Origin of the sequence: Rhodococcus globerulus (genome assembly GCF_019334125.1) — a bacterium.
Taxonomy (GTDB): Bacteria; Actinomycetota; Actinomycetes; order Mycobacteriales; family Mycobacteriaceae; genus Rhodococcus_F; species Rhodococcus_F globerula.
The window spans coordinates 6,340,531-6,360,207 of record NZ_CP079698.1 but is presented as its reverse complement, the minus strand read 5'-3'; the positions used below and the strand labels follow the sequence as shown (position 1 = coordinate 6,360,207).

The 19,677-nt window shown below is 62.6% G+C and carries 18 protein-coding genes; 9 read left to right on the top strand and 9 right to left on the bottom strand.

Going from position 1 to position 19,677, the window contains the following annotated elements:
* Nucleotides 1-54: 54 nt before the first annotated feature.
* Nucleotides 55-879, top strand: a complete 825-nt coding sequence (locus tag KYT97_RS28930; protein ID WP_033234271.1) for an AraC family transcriptional regulator — start codon at nucleotides 55-57, stop codon at nucleotides 877-879.
* Between the two features lie 23 nt (nucleotides 880-902).
* Here KYT97_RS28930 and KYT97_RS28925 read toward each other — a convergent pair whose 3' ends face one another.
* Genes KYT97_RS28925 through KYT97_RS28915 form a run of 3 tightly spaced genes read right to left on the bottom strand, consistent with a single transcriptional unit; the run spans nucleotide 903 to nucleotide 4,811 of the window.
* Nucleotides 903-1,370 (bottom strand): SRPBCC family protein, encoded by a 468-nt coding sequence (locus KYT97_RS28925; protein ID WP_033234272.1) that lies wholly within the window; start codon nucleotides 1,368-1,370, stop codon nucleotides 903-905.
* A gap of 25 nt (nucleotides 1,371-1,395) precedes the next feature.
* Nucleotides 1,396-3,153 carry an ABC transporter ATP-binding protein gene (locus tag KYT97_RS28920; RefSeq protein ID WP_219111432.1) on the bottom strand — a complete coding sequence of 586 codons (1,758 nt, stop codon included), beginning with the start codon at nucleotides 3,151-3,153 and terminating at the stop codon, nucleotides 1,396-1,398.
* On the bottom strand, nucleotides 3,150-4,811 hold the full coding sequence (locus tag KYT97_RS28915) for an ABC transporter transmembrane domain-containing protein (protein WP_245005956.1): 1,662 nt from the start codon (nucleotides 4,809-4,811) through the stop codon (nucleotides 3,150-3,152). Before KYT97_RS28915 ends, KYT97_RS28920 begins: the two co-directional genes overlap by 4 nt.
* 224 nt (nucleotides 4,812-5,035) lie before the next feature.
* On the opposite strand from KYT97_RS28915, the gene KYT97_RS28910 reads away from it, so the two are divergent.
* From KYT97_RS28910 to KYT97_RS28880, 7 genes are all read left to right on the top strand, one after another.
* Nucleotides 5,036-5,923 (top strand): siderophore-interacting protein, encoded by an 888-nt coding sequence (locus tag KYT97_RS28910; RefSeq protein WP_245005955.1) that lies wholly within the window; start codon nucleotides 5,036-5,038, stop codon nucleotides 5,921-5,923.
* Between the two features lie 2 nt (nucleotides 5,924-5,925).
* Nucleotides 5,926-7,008, top strand: a complete 1,083-nt coding sequence (locus KYT97_RS28905; protein ID WP_219113195.1) for a Fe(3+)-siderophore ABC transporter permease — start codon at nucleotides 5,926-5,928, stop codon at nucleotides 7,006-7,008.
* On the top strand, nucleotides 7,005-8,054 hold the full coding sequence (gene fepG / locus KYT97_RS28900; protein WP_033234276.1) for an iron-enterobactin ABC transporter permease: 1,050 nt from the start codon (nucleotides 7,005-7,007) through the stop codon (nucleotides 8,052-8,054). Before KYT97_RS28905 ends, fepG begins: the two co-directional genes overlap by 4 nt.
* Nucleotides 8,055-8,096: 42 nt before the next feature.
* Nucleotides 8,097-8,945, top strand: a complete 849-nt coding sequence (locus tag KYT97_RS28895; RefSeq protein ID WP_187328613.1) for an ABC transporter ATP-binding protein — start codon at nucleotides 8,097-8,099, stop codon at nucleotides 8,943-8,945.
* Entirely contained in the window at nucleotides 8,942-9,970 is a 1,029-nt protein-coding gene (locus KYT97_RS28890; protein WP_219111430.1) for an ABC transporter substrate-binding protein, read from the top strand. Before KYT97_RS28895 ends, KYT97_RS28890 begins: the two co-directional genes overlap by 4 nt.
* Before the next feature lie 557 nt (nucleotides 9,971-10,527).
* A complete protein-coding gene (locus tag KYT97_RS28885) occupies nucleotides 10,528-11,031 on the top strand; it encodes a nuclear transport factor 2 family protein (RefSeq protein WP_033234278.1) in 504 nt (167 codons plus the stop codon).
* Nucleotides 11,028-11,687 (top strand): pyridoxine/pyridoxamine 5'-phosphate oxidase, encoded by a 660-nt coding sequence (locus KYT97_RS28880; protein ID WP_033234279.1) that lies wholly within the window; start codon nucleotides 11,028-11,030, stop codon nucleotides 11,685-11,687. Before KYT97_RS28885 ends, KYT97_RS28880 begins: the two co-directional genes overlap by 4 nt.
* A 9-nt stretch (nucleotides 11,688-11,696) precedes the next feature.
* Here the strand turns inward: KYT97_RS28880 and KYT97_RS28875 are convergent, their stop codons facing one another.
* From KYT97_RS28875 to KYT97_RS28865, 3 genes are all read right to left on the bottom strand, one after another.
* Nucleotides 11,697-12,287 carry a hypothetical protein gene (locus tag KYT97_RS28875; protein WP_141486329.1) on the bottom strand — a complete coding sequence of 197 codons (591 nt, stop codon included), beginning with the start codon at nucleotides 12,285-12,287 and terminating at the stop codon, nucleotides 11,697-11,699.
* Between the two features lie 153 nt (nucleotides 12,288-12,440).
* Nucleotides 12,441-13,091, bottom strand: coding sequence for a nicotinamide riboside transporter PnuC (gene pnuC / locus KYT97_RS28870; protein ID WP_219111429.1), 651 nt, complete (start codon nucleotides 13,089-13,091; stop codon nucleotides 12,441-12,443).
* Nucleotides 13,091-14,785 carry a peptide chain release factor 3 gene (locus tag KYT97_RS28865; RefSeq protein ID WP_033234282.1) on the bottom strand — a complete coding sequence of 565 codons (1,695 nt, stop codon included), beginning with the start codon at nucleotides 14,783-14,785 and terminating at the stop codon, nucleotides 13,091-13,093. Before KYT97_RS28865 ends, pnuC begins: the two co-directional genes overlap by 1 nt.
* A gap of 191 nt (nucleotides 14,786-14,976) precedes the next feature.
* Between KYT97_RS28865 and KYT97_RS28860 the strand changes: the two genes are divergently transcribed.
* Complete coding sequence (locus KYT97_RS28860; protein ID WP_033234283.1) at nucleotides 14,977-16,611, top strand: fatty acyl-AMP ligase; 1,635 nt, start codon at nucleotides 14,977-14,979, stop codon at nucleotides 16,609-16,611.
* A 3-nt stretch (nucleotides 16,612-16,614) separates the two neighbouring features.
* Here KYT97_RS28860 and pth read toward each other — a convergent pair whose 3' ends face one another.
* The 3 genes from pth to KYT97_RS28845 form a co-directional block, all read right to left on the bottom strand.
* On the bottom strand, nucleotides 16,615-17,187 hold the full coding sequence (gene pth / locus KYT97_RS28855) for an aminoacyl-tRNA hydrolase (RefSeq protein WP_219111428.1): 573 nt from the start codon (nucleotides 17,185-17,187) through the stop codon (nucleotides 16,615-16,617).
* A 108-nt stretch (nucleotides 17,188-17,295) separates the two neighbouring features.
* On the bottom strand, nucleotides 17,296-17,892 hold the full coding sequence (locus tag KYT97_RS28850) for a 50S ribosomal protein L25/general stress protein Ctc (RefSeq protein ID WP_033234285.1): 597 nt from the start codon (nucleotides 17,890-17,892) through the stop codon (nucleotides 17,296-17,298).
* A 268-nt stretch (nucleotides 17,893-18,160) separates the two neighbouring features.
* Nucleotides 18,161-19,624 (bottom strand): FAD-dependent oxidoreductase, encoded by a 1,464-nt coding sequence (locus KYT97_RS28845; RefSeq protein ID WP_219111427.1) that lies wholly within the window; start codon nucleotides 19,622-19,624, stop codon nucleotides 18,161-18,163.
* Between the last annotated feature and the right edge of the window lie 53 nt (nucleotides 19,625-19,677).

Sequence of the window (19,677 nt, the reverse complement as noted above, 5' to 3'; positions counted from 1 at the left end):
AAACTTTCGGATTACTATTTAGGTATGCCTAACGAAAGTCCTATACTCGTTTGCATGACAGCTGTTGCGGAGAGAATGTTGGTGCCCGTGGGGCCTCGGGTCATCGACGATCCGTATTCGATGACCACCGTGACATTGAAGTTGTCGCATCAGCGCCAGTGGGCGGCGCACCGACACCCGGAACATGAGCTGATCTGGGGTAACTCTGGCGGAATGCTCACCGTTGTTGCCGATGGCATCACGTGGGAGGTGCCGCCGTCGGCGGGCCTGTGGCTGCCGGCCGGAGTGCTGCATTCGGTCAAGGCAGGTCCGGGTACCGAGTTTTTCTGCACCTACTTCCGCCCTGAGGCGCACGCTGCGCCCGCCACAGTGCCCGGGCTCTTCGGGGTGAGTGCCTTGTTGCGGGAGGTTCTGCTGCACATGCATCGTCGCAACATGCCGGACGAGGCTCGCAGTCGTGCCGAGCGTGTGGCGTTCGACATGCTGCAACCGCTCGAGGTTGCCGCTGTCGAGGTTCCGATGCCGACGGATCCGCGAGCGTTGTTCGTCGCCCAAGCACTGGTCGCTAATCCAGCGGATCAGCGGTCACTGTCCGAATGGGCACTGACTGCCGGCGGGAGCGTCCGAACGTTGACCCGCGTCTTCACCCAGGGAACGGGAATGACCTTTGCCCAGTGGAGAATTCAGGTGCGCGTACGAGCGGCACTGACCTATCTCGCAGCCGGGGTTCCGGTTTCAGTGGTCAGTCGACGCGTGGGATACGAAACCCCGAGCGCGTTTGTCGCGGTCTTCCGCAGGGTCACCGGCCGGACCCCGGGCGCCATGATGAAGCACCCGAATCGTGGCTCTCATGCACCGCAGGAGCTTCTGCGCGCCTGATCTGCGGTCGCCGCTGATCTGAATCAGCCGCGCCCTTCGACGTACGATGCCAGGTTAGCCAACGAGGAGGCGATCCCCGTCTCGTGTACCGCTTGATCGATGCCGGGTGGCACATCCGTGGCTGTGACGGTCACCTCGGTCCCGCTAACAGCGGCAGCGAGGTGCCAGGTCATCGTCATGGTTCCGGCATACGACGGGTCGTCGGACTCGAACACCGCCCGCTGCACCACACGCTCCGGCGGCACCAGTTCGGCGAATCCGACATCGACGACATCCGTCGCGGCTGACGTCTTGCCAGGGCTGTCGGTGGAGTCCAGATAGGTGAGAACCATTCGAAACCCGCCACCTGGCCGCGGATCCCACAGCTCGATCCGCCCGCGCATACCGTCCGGTGGCAACCAAGCCTCGAGAGACTCTCGGTCGAGGAGGGCGTCGTAGACGACCGTCGGTGGTGCCTCGATCACCAGGCTGGCGCGGTCGATCCTGTCCATAGTCCGATTCTAGAGCCACAGGCTCTCAACGCCGCGGTGTCGACCATGCCTCCCACAGTTGCGCGTACCGGCCGCCGAGGTTGACCAACTCGTCGTGGGAACCCTGTTCCACGACGCGTCCGCCGTCCATGACAAGAATGTTGTCGGCGTCGACAGCCTGTGAGAGCCGGTGGGCCACAGTGATCGAGGTGCGCCCACGAGTCAGCGCGAGAGCGGCGTCGTCGAGTATGCGGGCGCCGGCGCTGCCGGCTTCTGCCGTTGCCTCGTCCAGAATCAGCAGGGGTGGATTCAGGAGTTCGATCCGTGCGAGTGCAAGCTGTTGCGCCTGGGTCGCAGTGAGGCGATGCCCGCCGTCACCGACTACTGTCTCGATGCCTTCGGGCAGTGCTCCGACCCAGTCCGAGGCGCCGACGGTATCGAGGGCGGAGGCGATGTCGGCGTCGGTTGCTGCCGGGGCGGCCAGACGCAGATCCTCGGCCAACGTGCCTGCAAAGACGTGCACTTCCTGGGTAACCAACGCAACGGCGCTCCGAGCGGTGCTCCGCGAGAGTTGATCTCGGGGAACGGTGCCGATTCGCACGGAGCCCTCGGTGGGCCCGTAGGTGCCGGCGAGAAGTTTTGCCACCGTGGACTTTCCGGCGCCGGTGGCTCCCACGAGCGCGGTGACGGTACCGGCCGGAATGGTGATGTCGATATCGCGCAACACGGGGGCGTCGCCCGGGCGGTAGGAGAAGGTCACGTCCTCGAGCGACGCGGAGCTGTCGACGGGTTCACGGGGATCGGCCGGAAGCGGAGGTACCGGTGCCAGGGTGACGCCGACAAGGCGAGCCAGAGCGATTGTGCCCTCTTGTAGTTCGTCGAAGACACTGAGAACGGCTCCGACGGGGTCGAACAACCGATGGAAGAACAGGGCCGCTGCGGTGGCGGCTCCGATGGTGGCATGCCCGTTCTTCACGAGCCAGAATCCCGTGATCAGAACTGCTGAGAGCCCGATGAACTCGGCGATGTTGAGACGACCGAAAAACCTGGTCCGTAGTCGTGTTGTCTTCAGGCTGAGCTGTACCGCGGTCAGTGAACGGGATTCGATCTGCTCCAGATGTGGCTTCGCCAACCGTAGGGATCCGACGGTGTCGGAATTACTCAGTGAGTCGAGGAGCTGTTGTGCGCGGGCGCCTTCCGCCTCACGTTCTTGTCGGTAGACTGGGGCTGACTGTGTGAGGTACCAGCGCAGGGCGCGTACCTGGATCGGTGCGGCAATCACTGCAGCAACCGCAAATCGCCAATCGAGTGCGCCCAACCCGACAAGAGTCAACGCAATGGTGAGCGCAGCGGTGGCAAACACCGGCAACGCCTGTGACACGGCTTGCGTTACCAGGCGGACGTCACCGGTGATGCGGGAGACGAGGTCGCCCCGCCCGGCGCGCTCGACATCGCTCTGGGGGAGGTCGAGCACTCGGACGACTACTTCTTCGCGAAGGTCCGCTACGACGCGTTCCCCGACCCCGGCCAGAAGATATTCGCTGGCACCGACCAGCAGCGAGGACAGAACGGCAACGGCAACCAAGGCCCCGGTCAATGTTCCGATGCGGGAGACGATGTCGGCTCCACCAGACGTGACGGTGTCTACCATCTCGCCCAGAATCAGCGGGGTGAGAAGGCCGATTGCCGTGGCTGCGGTCAAGGTGACCACCGCACCGCTCGCGGCGAGGCGGTGCGGATGCAACAACCGAAGTGCCTCGGTACGAGCCTGTTTGGGAGTTGCGGTGGGGAGTAGGTCGTTCACAGTTCGATCACCCGATCGCAGATATCGAGCAGCGCGGGGCTGCTGGTGAGAAGAATTGTCGCGTGAGCACTGCGAACCTCGGATATCCCGCGGGCAATGCGCGCTTCAGTGACGGAGTCGACGGCAGTGGTCGGATCGTGCAGTACCAGTACCGGCACGTCGCTCGCCAACGCGCGCGCGAGCGCAACTCGTTGACGTTGGCCGCCGGACAGTGAGTTGCCCTGCTCGGTGACGGCGGTGGCAAGGCCGTTCGGGAGAGCCTCGATCACTTGATCTGCGGCGGCGGCGGAGATGGCGAAGTCGGTTCGGTGGCCGACCGGAGCCAGGGCATGGATGTTCTCACCGACAGTGCCGATGAAAAGCGCGGAGTCATGCGGCGCAGCAAGGATGTGTGTGCGAAGTTCGTCGATATCCAGTTCGTGGATAGCGTTGTCACCCAGGTGAATTGATCCTTCGATGGGATCTGTCCGGCGCGCCAGCACGTCCATGAAAGCATCGACCCAGGCCGTGTTGTCGCAGGTGATACCGACGATCTCGCCGCGCTTGACATCCAGATCGACCGGCGCCGAACCGGCCAGGACAACGTCACGAAGTGTCAGAGACTCCGAATGATTCAGTGCTACCGGATCGCTTGCGGGGGCGACGGCGCGGCTCGTCCCGATAAGCGCCGCAACACGATTCGCGGACGCTCGGGCACGGGCCAGTCCGGCGCCGAAATAGATGATGTCGATCAGCGGTCCGCGAAGGAACTGCGCCAACCCCACCACCGCAATGAACTCGCCGATCGAAATACTGCCGGACGCTGCCATTCTGCCGCCGACGTATGCGATGACGGCAAGGTAAGCGCCCGCGATGGCGACGTTGGCTGCCGAGTACATCGCTTGGTAACGCTGGGCGCGCAAGGTGGCATCAAGCGATGTCCGGCTGGCACCTCGATAGCGCTGCGCCGCAGCGTCTCCGGCACCGATGCCGGAAAGAATGCGTAGACCCGCCAGCAAGTCGGCAGCGAGTGCCCCGGCGCGCGCGCCCTGCCACTGATCCGTTTCGGCTCGACGTTCGAGTGGGCGGCTCACGACCTGCATCAGTGCTAGCACCGGGGGAGTGCTGAGGATGACAAGAAGTCCGAGCGGCACTGAGATGACCAGTAACGAGATTGCTGCGGTCAGCACTCCGCAGGCAGCGCCGAGTTTGGTGCTGAGAGTGTGAGTGAATCCGGCCACGGAACCGGCGTCGGAGGTGGCGATCGAATAGACCTCACCGGGCATCCTGCGCGGATTCATGCCGTGCGGATCGAGGCCGCGTCTGGCGATGTCCATCCGAAGTCGATGAGCGCCGTACTCGGCGACCGAGTCTGCGATACGAGCGGCAATTCTCCAGCTGAGCAGCAGGCCTGTGAACAGGATGCCGAGAACCAGAATCCACTTGCCGAGCGCCGCAGCGTCGCTGGTTGCCACAGCGCGGTCGATGACCGCACCGATCACGACCGGGACCAGAGCTTCGGCCACCTGGTGCCCGGTGAAGCCCACTGACGCGGCGGCCAGCTTCGGCCCGCGCCCTTCGGCTGCGATGGCACGCGTGATCACCTGACGTGGCGTGATCGCCTGAGGCAGCAGCGGACGGTCGGTATCGTTACTCGGATGAAGCGGCGTTGATGACACTCGGTCCACGCTAGGGATCGACAGCGCTTGTTATGAAGTCACGCCGATGCCAAAACTTGTCGTGAACAGGCCATATAGGGCGCACTGGCCGAATTGCGATACTAGTTGACCCCGTTGTGACGGAGAATTTGTCGACGTGGCCTCGGCTCTGCAATAAATTAAGGTCTGCCTTACCTTTGTGCGGTTGTTGTGCGTTTCGTGTTTCACCGATGTTGGAGATTGTCGTGAGTCTTGTGTTCGGCGAGGTGCTCTTCAAGGAGTACGTGACCCCGGGAATGGTCCGGATCGTGTTCGGTGGGGAGGGCTTGACCACGTTCCGATCAACAGGTGTCGGTGACGAGTATCTCCGCCTCCATTTCCCGGTTCCCGCAACGGGTAAGTTCGTTCTGCCGGAAGAAGATCCGCACGCGCCACGCGGATGGCGATACCCGGAAGGGGAGGAAGCTTCGCCGTGCCAGCCTTACACGGTGCGACGGTTCGATTCCGAAACCAGCCGTATGACTGTCGATTTCGTGGTTCACGACGGTGGGATAGCCAGCGATTGGGCGCAGAACGCCGCGATTGGTGACGCGCTGGCGATCGGCGAGTCCCGCGGTCTGTACGAGCCACCGGTCGGTGCGTCCTGGCAGGTGTTTGTTGCCGACGCAACCGGACTCCCGGCATTGGGCCGCCTGATCGAAGAGTTGCCTGCGGGCATGTCGGCCAAGGCGATAGTCGAGGTGGTGGACGAGTCGCACAAGCAGCAGATCGAGTCGGCCGCGGATGTCGAATTCATCTGGTTAGTGGGCAGTGGCAATGGCATTGCGCCGTCGAAACTACCGGACGCGGTGCGTGCACTGAATCTGCCCACCGACCCCGGATACGTCTGGGTGGCAGGGGAAAGCACGATGCTGCGTGACATCCGCAAGTATCTCCGACATGAACTGAAGTTGCCGGCAGAGCAGTACAAGGTGATCGGCTACTGGACGTACAAGGCCGAAGTATGGAATGCGAAATACGAAGCGCTCGACGAGAGGATTCGGGCGCAGTTGGATGCGGCGTGGCAATCCGATCGTGACGAAGAGGAAATTCGTGACGAAGTCGAGAAGACGCTCGAGAGCGCGGGCTTGTGACTATCGCAGTCAACGAGAGCGAGAAGACTGCGGAACTGATCGACGAATCGCTGGCGGAGAAACAGAAGCAACCGGCCGGACTTGTCGAAACGAATTCGCGTCGAACCTTGGGGCTTGTTGTCTGCCTGGCAGTTCTCGGATGTGTTGTGCTCGTGAGTATCGCTGTCGGATCGAAGACCATTCCGTTCGGGACCGTCGTCGACGCGTTGATCAACTATGACGATTCCAACGATCACGTGATCATTCGTGATCTGCGATTGCCTCGCACACTGCTGGGCCTGCTGGTGGGCATGGCGTTAGGCGTAGCCGGTGCACTGATTCAGGCGATGACTCGAAACCCATTGGCGGACCCTGGAATTCTGGGTGTCAATGCCGGTGCGGGATTTGCGATGGTGGTTGCGGTCGCGGTGTTCGGGCTGACCAGCATCTGGTCGTACATCTGGTTCGCGTTCATCGGCGCGGTGATCGCGACCGTCATCGTGTACACATTGGGCTCGATCGGACGAGGCGGCGCCACTCCGATCCGGCTCACCCTTGCCGGCGTGGCAATCGGATCGGTGCTCGGCGGCATCTCGTCCGGAATCACCTTGCTCACCCCGACGGCATTCGACCAGATGCGTCAGTGGAACGCAGGTTCTCTCAGCGGTCGATCCTTGGACATCGTGCTGGCTGTGACACCGTTCATCCTGATCGGGCTCGTACTGGCGCTGGCTCTCGCGCGGCAACTCAACGCCGTCGCTCTCGGTGACGACCTTGCGCGTTCCCTCGGTGCCAACATCACCCGTACCCGTGTGATCGGGGTTGTTGCCGTGACCCTGTTGTGCGGCGCGGCCACTGCAGCTGCTGGTCCCATCGGGTTTGTCGGACTGATGGTTCCACACGTTGCCCGCTGGTTCGTCGGACCGGATCAACGCTGGATTCTTCCGTACACGATGGTATGCGCGCCGATCCTGCTCCTTGCCTCCGATGTGGTCGGACGAATCGTGCTGCGCCCCGGTGAACTTCAAGTTGGCATCGTCACGGCCTTCATCGGTGCTCCGGTACTGATCCTGCTGGTGCGCCGAAGCAAGGTGAGCGGCCTGTGAGTATCGATTTCGGGCGCCCCACCACGGTGGTGCGCTCACCCAAGGAGGGCTGGTCGGCTCGGGTCGACGTCCGCACCGTCACCGTGTGCGTCGTACTTGTTGTCATCGGGTTGGGGATCGGCGTTATCGCCCTGGGCAGTGGCGACTATCAGGTGCCGATCACCGATGTCCTTGGCGCGTTGTTCGGTGAGGCACCGGCGCGCATCCACATGGTTGTCGTGGAATGGCGTCTGCCACGGGTGTTGTTGGCGTTGATGCTCGGTGCGGCGTTGGGTATGAGCGGTGCGATCTTCCAGTCGCTCACCCGAAATCCGTTGGGCAGCCCCGACATCATCGGCTTCAATTCCGGTGCATACACCGGCGCGCTTGTTGTCATTCTGCTGGTAGGCGGAACGTACTACGAGATCGCGGTGGGCGCGCTGGTCGGCGGAATCGCCACCGCGGCAGTTGTATACCTGCTCGCGTACAAACGCGGTGTGCAAGGTTTCCGTTTGATCATCGTGGGAATCGCGATCAGCGCGATGCTGGGATCGGTCAACACCTGGTTGATTCTCAAGGCCGAACTCGACGACGCGATGGCTGCCGCCGTGTGGGGAGCCGGTTCGTTGAACGGACTGGGATGGACCCAGGTGTGGCCGGTTGTCGTAGTCCTGGTTGTGCTGGTTCCGCTGATCTTGGTGCTGGGCAGGCGGATGCAGATGCTCGAGATGGGCGACGACGCGGCCAAGGCACTCGGGGTTCGAGCCGAACCCACAAGGCTGTCGTTGGTGGTTCTCGGTGTTGCGCTCACTGCGATGGTGACGGCGGCGGCCGGTCCCATCGGGTTTGTCTCCCTTGCCGCACCACAATTGGTGCGCCGACTGACCGGCAGTGCGGGTGTGACGCTCTTGCCTTCTGCCGCAATGGGTGGGGCGCTGCTGATGATCAGTGACTGGGTCGCACAGCGAGCATTTGCCCCGACTCAGTTGCCTGTCGGAGTTGTGACAGTGTCCATCGGCGGTATCTATTTCGTCTGGCTCCTCGCACGTGAGGCCCGCAAGCAGTGAGCCCCGCCCATGCGATCCCCGCAAGCAGTGACCGGCGTAGGAATGAGGAAAAGCGTGAACGAAACCAGCGGGCAGAACACAAATCGGCTGCGCGCCGAGGGCGTCACGATCGGGTACGACAAGCGGGTCATCTCGCAGAACCTCAACGTCGACATCCCCGACGGCGGCTTCACCGTCATCGTCGGGCCGAATGCCTGCGGCAAATCGACGCTTCTGCGGGCGCTCTCGCGCTTGCTCAAGCCCAGCACCGGCACTGTCCTGCTCGACGGCAAGGCGATCACGTCGTATCCAGCCAAGGAAGTTGCTCGTCGGCTCGGGCTGCTACCGCAGACGTCGATAGCACCCGACGGCATCAAGGTCGCCGATCTTGTTGCGCGCGGCCGGTATCCGCATCAGAAACTGATTCGGCAGTGGTCGCGCGAGGATGAGGCAGCAGTCATCACTGCTATGGAGGCCACGAAGGTAACGGACTTGTCCGCCCGTCTTGTCGACGAACTGTCAGGCGGGCAGCGTCAACGAGTGTGGGTTGCCATGGTTCTCGCGCAGCAGACGCCACTGGTGTTGCTGGACGAGCCGACTACTTTCCTCGATATCGCGCATCAGATCGAATTGTTGGAGCTGTGCCGAGACCTGAACGAGAACGACGGTCACACGTTGGTAGCAGTGCTTCACGATCTGAATCACGCGTGTCGCTACGGAACTCACATCATCGCCATGAAAGACGGCGCGGTTGTAGCCGAAGGCCCACCGGCCGAGATCATCACGGAAGAACTGGTGCAGGAGGTGTTCGGCATGGCGTGCCGCATCATCGACGATCCGGTTTCCCATACGCCACTGGTCATCCCGCTGGGACGGGAGCGGCAACGACGCATCGAAGGAGTGAAGGTATGACACTCGTTTTGGACACGCAGGTCACCGATTTCGAGTGGGCGCAGATAGTCGACCGCATCTCGCGACGTCAATTCTTCGGTGGCGCAGCAGGTGTGGCAGCGGCACTCGCACTGAGCGCCTGCGGAACCTCGGATGCGGAATCCGAGGCGGTCGGGGACACTGTTCCGTACACGTGGGCGGAGTTCAGCGGCGACGTTCCGCGCAGCCCCAAGCGTGTAGTGGTTCTCGACGGCCGGGTCGATCTCGAGTTCGCGATGATGATGGACTACCCGATCGTGGGGTCAGGCAATTTCTGGTTCCCCGATGAAAGCGCCGGGTTTCAATTTCCCGGACGCGCTATCGAGGACGCGAGCTTCGTCAACGTTGCCGGCGATTTCTCGACGAACTTCGAGGCGGTACTCGGCCTCGATCCCGATCTGATCGTGATGACTCATATCGGATACTCGAGCGACTGGTACGGCAACGAACGCTTGGCGTCCATTGCACCGCTCTTGGTGGTCGGAGACGATATCGAACCGATTGCGGGACATCCGGTTGATTGGCGAGGAGCATTGCTGGCGCAAGCGCGTCAACTCGATCGCGTTGCCATCGCCGAGGCATCTATCGCCGAGTACGAGCGCAAGCTCGCCGAGTTGCGTCCGTTGTTGCAGGACAAGCTCGGCGGGAGGAAGCTGGTCTTCGGCGTCCAGACGCCGACGGGTTTTGTTGTACACCAGCGAAATCTGCGGATCAGCGTGGCACTGGACTCCGGACTCGATGTTCTCTTCCGTGACGACAACAATTCCGAGAACTCGTTCGAGGTGTCGTTCGAGCAACTCGATGTTCTGGCGCCGGCCGACGTGATCATCGCGCAGGCCAGAAACCAGGAAGCGCTTGACGTCATCAAGACGCAGCCGACGTGGCAGCGGTTACCCGTCGTGCAAGCGGGCAATGTGATCACGACGGACGCGCGGTACAACCAGGGATTTGCGCTCACATCGGCGATCTTCCTCGACGTTCTGGCGGATGCTGCCGGACGCTTCTGACCCCGGCGCCCGAGATACGCACAACCACGATCGATCCGTCAGTCGACAACCAGACTCGCTGCCACTAGTTCCGGCCTTATTGCCTCGAGACCGTGAATGACGCCCTGCTCGTGATCGCGTCATGCCATAGGTGGCGAACGCTGATCAGATCGTTGTAACGACGACCGTTGGATCGGTCGTAGAAGTGGGTATCCAACGTCTCACCCGCGGCCCGGTGGTAAGCGCGCGAATGAATCAACGCCATCGAAACAGGATGGCGGCAGTCGGAAAGGTTGTACGGATCGTATTGTGCGCCTGATGGTGTGGGCGTTTGGCGCTGCAGGCGCGCCAGGACGGTAGGAATGCATCCGATACATCGGCTTGGAGAGAGTTGGCGGCGAACCGACGTGTCGCGGGAAGGCTTGGCTTTACGACAAGATCACGATCATGCTCGACGGCCTCGAAAGGCGTGTGGTCCGGTGACTTATCTACTAACTTAGAAGGTAATGCCCGATTCATTCCGTTGCGGGTTATGGTTCAGATTGATTCGGGTGGTTGCTCCACGAGAGGCGAGGATCATGGATCTCGAAGCGATTGTGCACATCCAACGGCTCAAGTACCGATATGCGCGTTCGTTGGATACTAAATCCTGGGTCGAATTCGCAGACACCCTGACGGTTGACGCCACCGCAATCTACGGTGAGCAACTCAGTTTCGACTCCCGTGATTCTTTTGTGTCTTTCCTCGAGAACACTCTCGGCTCCCATGTCATCACCGAGCATCAGTGTGGCCAACCGGAGATCGACGTCGACGGTGACACAGCGACCGGGGTGTGGTGCCTCGCCGATACCGTCGTGGTGCCGGAGGACGGCATGCTGATGCGCGGTTCGGCTTTTTATCACGACAGGTATGCCCTGTGCAGCGACGGTAAGTGGAGGATCTCGCATACCAGTTACGAGCGGACCTGGGAGTCGGTGATGTCGCTCTCGGACATGCCGAGCTTTCGGCTGACGTCGAACAAGTGGGCCATGTTGCAGCCGAACTCGTACGGTAACTCGATTCCGGCTGTGTCCGCAGGGTGACGGGCGAAGATATCCGGTCCTGGATTCGAGGACTGCCCGCGCTGACCGGGACACCCCCGCAGGCACCGTCGACCTTTCCCGACCGTCCGAACGACCTGTTCGTGGACTGGCTGCGTGAAGCCGTAGCCGCCGGTGTTCGCGAACCACACGTGTGCGCGCTGTCCACCGTCGACGAAAGCGGTGTCCCCGATACCCGCTACTTGATCCTCAAAGATGTGACGGACGCTGGATTTTGGTTTTCCGGCAGCTCGGTTTCCATGAAGGGGATTGAGCTGCAAGCGAATCCGCATGCGTCATTGGCGTTCTACTGGCGCGAGCAAGGGCGTCAGATCCGAATCAGGGGATCAGTGGAAACCGAAACCGGGCCGGTCAGGGACGCTGACTTTGTCGAGCGCTCCGTCACAGCGAGAGCCGTGGCGGCAGCGAGCCGGACAAGTCAGGTACTGACCGACCCGGACGAGTACAACCGAGTTGTCGAAGAAGCCGTGGCGCGCATCGACAAAGATCCAGGCTATGTCTGCGAGAACTGGCGTGCATGGTGCCTGGTTCCCGAAACGGTCGAGTTCTGGCAAGCGGACCAAGGCCGTCGGCACCAGCGGTGGCAGTATCGCCGCACCGAAAACGGCGATTATCTCCGTGAGGTCCTGTGGCCCTGACCGGTCGTGCTACGTCGCGCTGATCTCCGGCGACACGAGGTTGACGACGATGGACTGCCCGCCGAGCTTTGCGTGAATCTCGGGATGCTCGAACCCCGACGAGAGCAGGTAGCTGCCGAGCATGGTCAGTAGCTCGTCCAGATCAATCGTCGGATCCGACGAATGCGCACTGGACGGCGATGCCTGGTTGGCAAGAAGTTCGGTGTGGGTGAGGCGTCCGGCAACACGAACTGCGGCTACGCCCATGGCGTCGCGTCGGACAACGGTGCGGCTACGAGTCTCGAGGTTGCGCGACGATTCACGGGAAGGTGTGGGTGTTGCGGCAGGCATGGACGGGTCCTCTCCGCTGCTGTGTGCTGCGGTGCTGTAGGTGGGGAGTGCAGTGTCGTGAGTCGGAAGTGCAGTGCTGTCAGTCGGAAGTGCAAAGCTGAAGGCGTCGGTCGGCTTACTTGGCGCAGGGTTGGCTGTTGCTGTGGAACTGGCGGAGCCGTTGGTGAGCCCACCATGTGATCCATTGGCGGGTCGATGTGCGGAACCGTTGGTGGCCCCGTTTGTCGACCCGGTGGGGTTACTTGCTCCATGCGAAGTCGTGTCTTCCATCGTGCGCTCCTGATGCTGTGTGCTCCTGGTGCCCGTAGTCGGACAGGCCCGTAAACAGACCATAGGTTTGCACAATTTCAGTAAACATACCAGGAGTCGGTTTTGCCTAACGCGCCTTCGGCAGTGATCGCTACGCGGGTACCGCAGTGATCGCTACGCGGGTACCGCAGTGCGCCGTTGAATCTTCAGCCACGCCAGGAATCCCCACACGACAAAGAAGGCGTAAACGAGATAGAGGATCGCCGAAGGGTAGTAGCCGGCGCGGAAGAGTAAGGGAACGCCCACCGCGTCGACGCCGATCCAGATGAGCCAGAACTCGGTCCAGCCGCGGGCCATGCCGTAGGTGGCGAGGATCGACCCGGTGAAGATCCAGGCTTCTGCCCACGCGCCGTACGAGCCGAGGACCGTGAAGACCCAGGCGAAAATCACTGTGCAACTTGCCATGACAGTGACCATCGCCAGACGTTCGCGCCGGGTCGTCCAGTGTGGCAACACTGCGTCGCCGGAACTGCGTGCACCGCGCCGCCACTGCATCCACCCGTAGATGCTGACGGTGATGAACAGCAACTGGCGGCCGGCTTGGCCGTAGAGGTTGAGCTCCTGCGGCGTATGGAACAGCGCACCCATGAACACGGTGAACAGCAAGGCATTTCCGGCGATACCGACAGGCCATGCCCACACTGAACGCCGGGCCCCGGCAATTGCCGAGCCGATGCCGAAGGTGTTCCCGATGATCTCCCGCCACAAGATCGTGGCGCTGCCGATGTGAAGTTCGGCGTCGAACAGCGCCTCGATCAGGCTCATCAGTCTGCAGCGGCGACGAGTGGTTCGAGCGTCAGATCGGGGAGTTCCTTCTGGATGTACTGCAGGCGCCACTTGTCGCTGACCAAGGCGAGCAGGACACCGTCCGAGCGCGTGAAGACCTCTACGCCGCGCTGACGGTTCAGCTCGACCTCGGATGCGGCGTCGGTGCGTCGTGCCAGTGCGTAGCCGAGCGGTTCCATCTTGGCTTCGACGTTGAATTCCGCCTTCATCCGAGCAGCGACGACCTCGAACTGCATGGGGCCGACAGCCGCCATGACGGGCGACGCGTCGCCACGGATGTCGTTGCGGAGAATCTGCACGACGCCCTCGGAATCGAGTTGGTCGACGGCACGGCGGAACTGCTTGTACTTTCCGGCGCTCTCGGCACGCAGGATCGAGAAGTGTTCCGGCGCGAAGGACGGGATCGGCGGGAACTCGGTCTTCTTTTCGGTGTACAGCGTGTGGCCGGGTGCGAGTGCGGTGGCGTTGACCAGGCCGACGACGTCGCCGGGGAACGCGGACTCGACGGTGGAACGTTCACGGCCGAATACCGTCTGCGCGTACTTGGTCGTGAAGGGCTTGCCGGTTTGGGCGTGCGTGACAACCATTCCGCGCTCGAAGACGCCCGAGACGATGCGCATGAACGCCAAGCGGTCACGGTGCGCGGTGTCCATGCCGGCCTGAACCTTGAAGATCACTGCACTGAACGGATCGGTGACCTCGCGCGGCTTGCCGTTGATGTCGTCGCGGGCACGCGGCGGCGGCGCCAACTCGACCAGGGTGTCGAGGATCTGGCGGACACCGAAGTTGAGCATGGCGGACGCGAAGATCACCGGGGACGTCTGCCCGGCAAGGAACATTTCCTGATCGTGGTCCTGGCCGGTAGCCGAGAGCAGTTCACTCTCCTCAGCCGCGGTTTCCCACTCGGAGCCTTCCTTGGCGAGGGCGGCGTCGGCGTCCATGATTTCTTCGGGAGCGATTTTTGCGCCACCGGCGGTGCGGGTGAACCGGACGTATTCGCGAGCTTCGCCGTCCTCGCCGCGTCGCAGCAGGCCGCGGAAGTCTCCGGCGATGCCGACGGGCCAGTACAGGGGAGTAGGTGTGAGGCCGATGCGCTCACTGATCTCGTCCAGCAATTCGAGCGGGGTCTGGCCGGGACGGTCCCATTTGTTGATGACCGTGATGACGGGGATGCCGCGGTGACGACACACCTGGAACAGCTTGAGCGTCTGCGGTTCGAGGCCCTTGGCGGCGTCGATGAGCATGACAGCCGCGTCGACGGCAGTCAGGACGCGGTACGTGTCCTCGGAGAAGTCGGAGTGGCCGGGGGTGTCGACGAGATTGATGACGTTGATCTGATCGTCGGGGGTCTCGGACGAGTGGTAGTTGAACTGCAGCGCGGTGGAACTAACGGAGATGCCGCGGGCTTTCTCCATTTCCATCCAGTCCGAGACCGTCGACTTGCGTCCGGCCTTGCCGTGGACCGCGCCGGCTTCGGAGATCTTTTTTGCGTGCAGGGCCAACGCTTCGGTGAGCGTCGACTTACCGGCGTCGGGGTGTGAGATGACGGCAAAGGTGCGACGACGTGCAGCTTCGGCCGCGAGGCCCTTCGTGCTGACCGGAGCGGATGTGGCACCGGTGTCGGACTGGACAGTCGAGTCGGTGGGGACAGTCGAGTCGGACGGGGTAGTCAACGAAGAACCTCTCGCAGTGGGAGTAGTGGGCGTAGCGCGATGAAGCACGGGTGCGGACGCACAACAGAGAAAGGATACTCGCCCACGAATTTGCAGTAACACTCGGCGAACTTTGTCTGATTATCCAGATAGGTGTGCGCTGGATCACATGACGGGTTCGGCACTGTATTCAGGCGTTCTGAGGAGCAGCATTGAGCAAATTCACCGACGAGATGTACAAGAGTGCCGCTGTCAGCGATCACGGCATGGTGACGGGCGAACCGGATAGCCCGTTGCGACAGACCTGGAGCGACATTCATCGGCAAGCGCGCCGGATGGCGGGTGGATTGGCCGACGCCGGGATCGATCACGGGGTCGCGGTCGGAATCCTGGCCGGTCAACCGGTGGACATCGCGCCGGCCTGTCAAGCGAGTTGGATGCGCGGCGCTTCCGTGACCATGCTGCACCAGCCGACACCGCGAACCGATCTGGCGGTGTGGGCGCAGGACACCCAGAAGGTGATCGACATGATCGCCGCGCGGGCGGTCATTGTCGGGAGCCCGTTCGACGCGGCAAAACCACTCCTCGAAGCCAGCGGCATCACGGTGGTCACGATCGACGAACTGCGAACGGGTCGGGCGATCGATCCGGTCGACACCGCGGAATCAGATATCGCTCTGCAGCAGTTGACGTCAGGCTCGACCGGTTCGCCGAAAGCTGTGCAGATCACGCACGAGAACTTTCACGTCAACGCGTACGCGATGGTCAATCGCATCAAGTTCTCGATCGACGAGGACGTCATGGTGAGTTGGCTCCCGCTATTCCACGACATGGGAATGGTCGGATTCCTCAGTGTTCCCATGCAATTGGGGGCCGAGGTCGTCAGCATCACGCCGTTGGACTTTCTCCGCAGCCCGATCCTGTGGGCGGAACTGATGGGAAAGTACGGTGGAACAGTCACGGCCGCACCGAATTTCGCGTACTCGCTTCTTGCTCGACGGCTGGCGCAAGCGGAGGACGGCGCTGTGGATCTCTCCACGGTCCGCTACATGTGGAACGGGGCAGAACCCGTCGACCCCGACACCTTGGACGCCCTCACCAAGGCCGGGGCACGGTTCGGATTGAACCCGACGGCGCTCGCACCGGCCTACGGCATGGCCGAGACAACTCTGGCGGTGTCCATCCCAGACCCGGGTCAAGGGGCGATCGTCGACTACGTGGATCCCGATTTTCTCGATGCGATGTCGCGGGCGGTTCCTTCGAACCGGCCCAACGCGCGGGCTCTCGCGACTCTGGGGAGACTTGTTCCGGACTTGGAGGGCCGCGTCGTCGACGGAGATGGGGAGGTGCTGCCGGCTCGAGGCGTCGGAATCATCGAGGTTCGAGGCAAGGCCGTCACACACGGGTACATCACCACCGAAGGTCGCCGATCCGCGCATGGCGCCGACGGCTGGTTCAACACCGGCGACGTCGGCTACCTCACCGAAGAGGGCCTCGTCGTGGTGTGTGGGAGGGTCAAGGACGTCATCATCATGGGCGGCCGCAATGTGTATCCCACCGATATCGAGCGGGCAGCCGCGACGGTGGTCGGGGTGCGACCCGGAAATGCGGTGGCTGTTCGGCTCGACGCCGGACGGAAGCGAGAGAGCTTTGCAGTTGCCGTCGAGACCAACGCGTTCGAGGACCCCGAGGAAGTTTCCCGTATCGAGCACGATGTGATCCGGGCGGTGTTCTCCGAAGTGGGTCTGCGGCCACGCGCCGTCGCGGTTCTGGGGCCCGGCAGTATCCCGAAAACGTCGTCGGGAAAACTGCGACGGTCCAACTCCGCCGCCCTGATCGGAAAGTGAAGGTCAGTGCAGGCGATTCTGCGCTGCTTCGAGTCCAAGTTCGAGGAGTAACTCCACTGCGTCTGCGGCTTCTTCGCAGACCAGATCGAGTTCTTTGCGCTCGGTTGCGGAGAACGGCTTGAGTACGTAGTCGGCCGGGTCCATCCGGCCGGGCGGGCGGCCGATGCCGACGCGCGTACGCAGGTAGTCCTTGGTGGAGAGTGAACTCGAGATGGAGCGCAAACCGTTGTGGCCGCCCTCGCCGCCGCCCAGCTTGAGGCGGATGGTTCCGAAGTCGAGATCCAGCTCGTCGTGAACGACGATGATGTTCGACGGGTCAACCGAGAAGAACCGGGCCAGGCCGGCCACGGCACCACCGGAGAGGTTCATGTACGAGCGCGGCTTGCCGAGGATCACGCGTCGGCCGGCCAAGCGGCCTTCGACGATCTCGGCCCCACTCTTCTTGTGCGCGTTGAACTTTCCGCCCATCCGGCCCGCCAGGGTGCCGGCAACCATGAACCCGATGTTGTGCCGGGTCTTTTCGTACTGCGGGCCGGGGTTACCGAGTCCGATCACCAAGGCTGTATCTGTGCTCATCGGAGATTTCCTTTACCGACAGGGGAGTGGACGCGCAAACGGCGCGTCACTCCGAAACTCGGAATGACGCGCCGCGCACAAGCTGTGTTCTCGAGGAGAACGCGAGGATCAGGCCTCTTCGGTTGCTGCCGCTGCCGCTGCCGCTTCTTCGGAAGCCTCGGTAGCTGCTGCGGTGACGTTGACGATCAGCACGTCTGCATCTGCCTGCAGGGTCGAGCCCTTGGGGAGTTCGAGCTGGCTTGCGAGGATCTGGGTGCCGGCTTCGAGGCCCTCGACCGAAACCTCGATCTGCTCGGGGATGTGCAGCGCGTCAGCTTCGAGGGAGATGGTGGCGGCATCCTGAGCGACCATGGTGCCTGCAGCTGCGTCACCGGTGACGACGACGGGAACGTCGATCGTGACCTTCTCGCCCTTCTTGATGACGAGGAGGTCAGCGTGCTCGATGTAGTTGCGGATGGGGTGCACGACGACCGACTTGGTCAGTGCAACCTGCTCCGTGCCGTCGATGTCGAGCGTCAGCACGGCGTTGGTGCCGTGTGCGCGGAGGATGGAAGCGAAGTCGCGAGCGACGACGTTGAGGTGCTTAGGGTCTTCACCGTGGCCGTACAGAACCGTGGGGACCAGGCCGTCGCGGCGTGCGCGGCGAGCTGCGCCCTTGCCGAATTCGGTGCGGACGACAGCGACGAGGTTGTTCTCTTCAGACATGATGAAACGGCTCCTACAACTCACGGGGTTCGTGCTCGGTTTACTGACGTGTGGTTCTGTCGGCGACGAGGACAGGCGCGCACACGGCCAGGAGCGAAACGCTCGAGCTGAGCCGTAGCCGCGTCGATCACGGAAAACCTGCAGTTAGTGGAGCAGCTGCGATTCACCCTCGCCGAGACAACGTTCCATACAGTACCGGAACTCGCGCGTCGCCGCGAATCGCCGCACGAGTTCCGGTAGTTCCCGCTGTGTTCAGTTCACTGCTGCATCAGGAGCGGGCCGCGCTGATTCCGGCGCGACGCCCGAAGAAGCTGCCGTCGCCGAGGCTGGTTCCGCTGGCGTAGCCGCCCGCGCAGACACCGGACGTGCAGCGGCCCGCAGCGAACAGACCGGGGATCGGCTCGCCGGAAACGTGCAGAACTTCGGAATCGACGGTTGTCTTCAACCCGCCGAGTGTGAAGCCGCCGGTGCGACCGCGCAGGTCGATCGCGGCGAACGGGCCGACGATCGGCTTGACCCACTCGGGCTTCTTGCCAAGCACCGGGTCGGAGTTCGACTCGGCGTGACGGTTGTAGAGATCGACAGTGGATTGCAGCGAGCCGGCGGGAAGCCCCATTTCGGCTTCGAGTTCCTCGACCGTTTCCGCTACCCAGGTCGGCTGCGCTCGCAACTGCGCACTGGACGATTCGGCGGCGATGCCTTCCTCGTATGCGGCTTCGTCGATGATGAGGAAAGCCTGATTGTCCTGCTGGAACAGCGTTGCCTGGCCGATGCGGCCCGGGTAGGTGTCCTCGGGGATGTATCGCTGACCACGGCCGTTGACGAGAATGCCGCGCACCATCAACTGCGGGTCGCAGAAGAACGCAACCTCGGTGGCGTCCATATGCGCGGTGTCGGCGCCGAGTGCCTGGCCGATCTGGATCGCGCGACCGTCGTGCGCCTCGATGGAAGCGGCCGGATGGCCGAAGATACGCGGCGCGTTGGAGCGCACCATCTCGTTGTTGTAGGCAAAGCTGCCCATAGCCAGCACAACACCCTTGTTGGCGCGGATCGCGACATCCTTGCCGTAACGCTTGGCGACAACGCCGACCACGCGGGGGCCGTCGACCACCAGAGTCTGGACGCGCAAATCGTATTCTGCTCGGACGCCGATCTTTTCGGCCGTCTCGACGAGCGGCTTCATCAGCATGTAGCCGCCGCCCTGCTCGCCGGTCTTCTTCTCGGACATCTGCGGAACGTGTCCACGGGGCGCGGGGTCGACCAGCGTGTTGAACGGCGCGGCGTTCTCACCGCCGGAGTACATGAGGCCGTCGTCGAAGGGCGGTTCCCAGCCGGGCTGACCCCAGAACGACTCCTTGAACGGAACGCCGGCGTCGACGAGCCAGTTGTAGTGATCGACGCTGCCCTCGCAGTAGGTATCGATCTTGGCGTCGTCGGTTCCCGGGCCGAGTGCGGCTTTCATGAATGTCTTCATGTTGTCGACGGTGTCGTCGAATCCGCATGCCTTCTGCAGCGCAGTGCCGCCGCCCAGATAGATGAAGCCACCGGCCAGTGACGCGGCACCGCCCCAACCGCCGGTTCGCTCGAGCACGAGCACGTCGGCGCCCGCGCGGGCAGCCTCGATTGCCGCGGTGACTCCGGCAATTCCGTAGCCGGCGACAACCACGTCGGCTTCGAAGTCCCAGCTAGAGATGTCGGAAACGGAAATCGGGGAAATTGTGGCGTCGGCCATGGGCGGCGTCCTCTCGCAAAAAATGAACTGATCAGGTGAGAGTCAAGATTTGC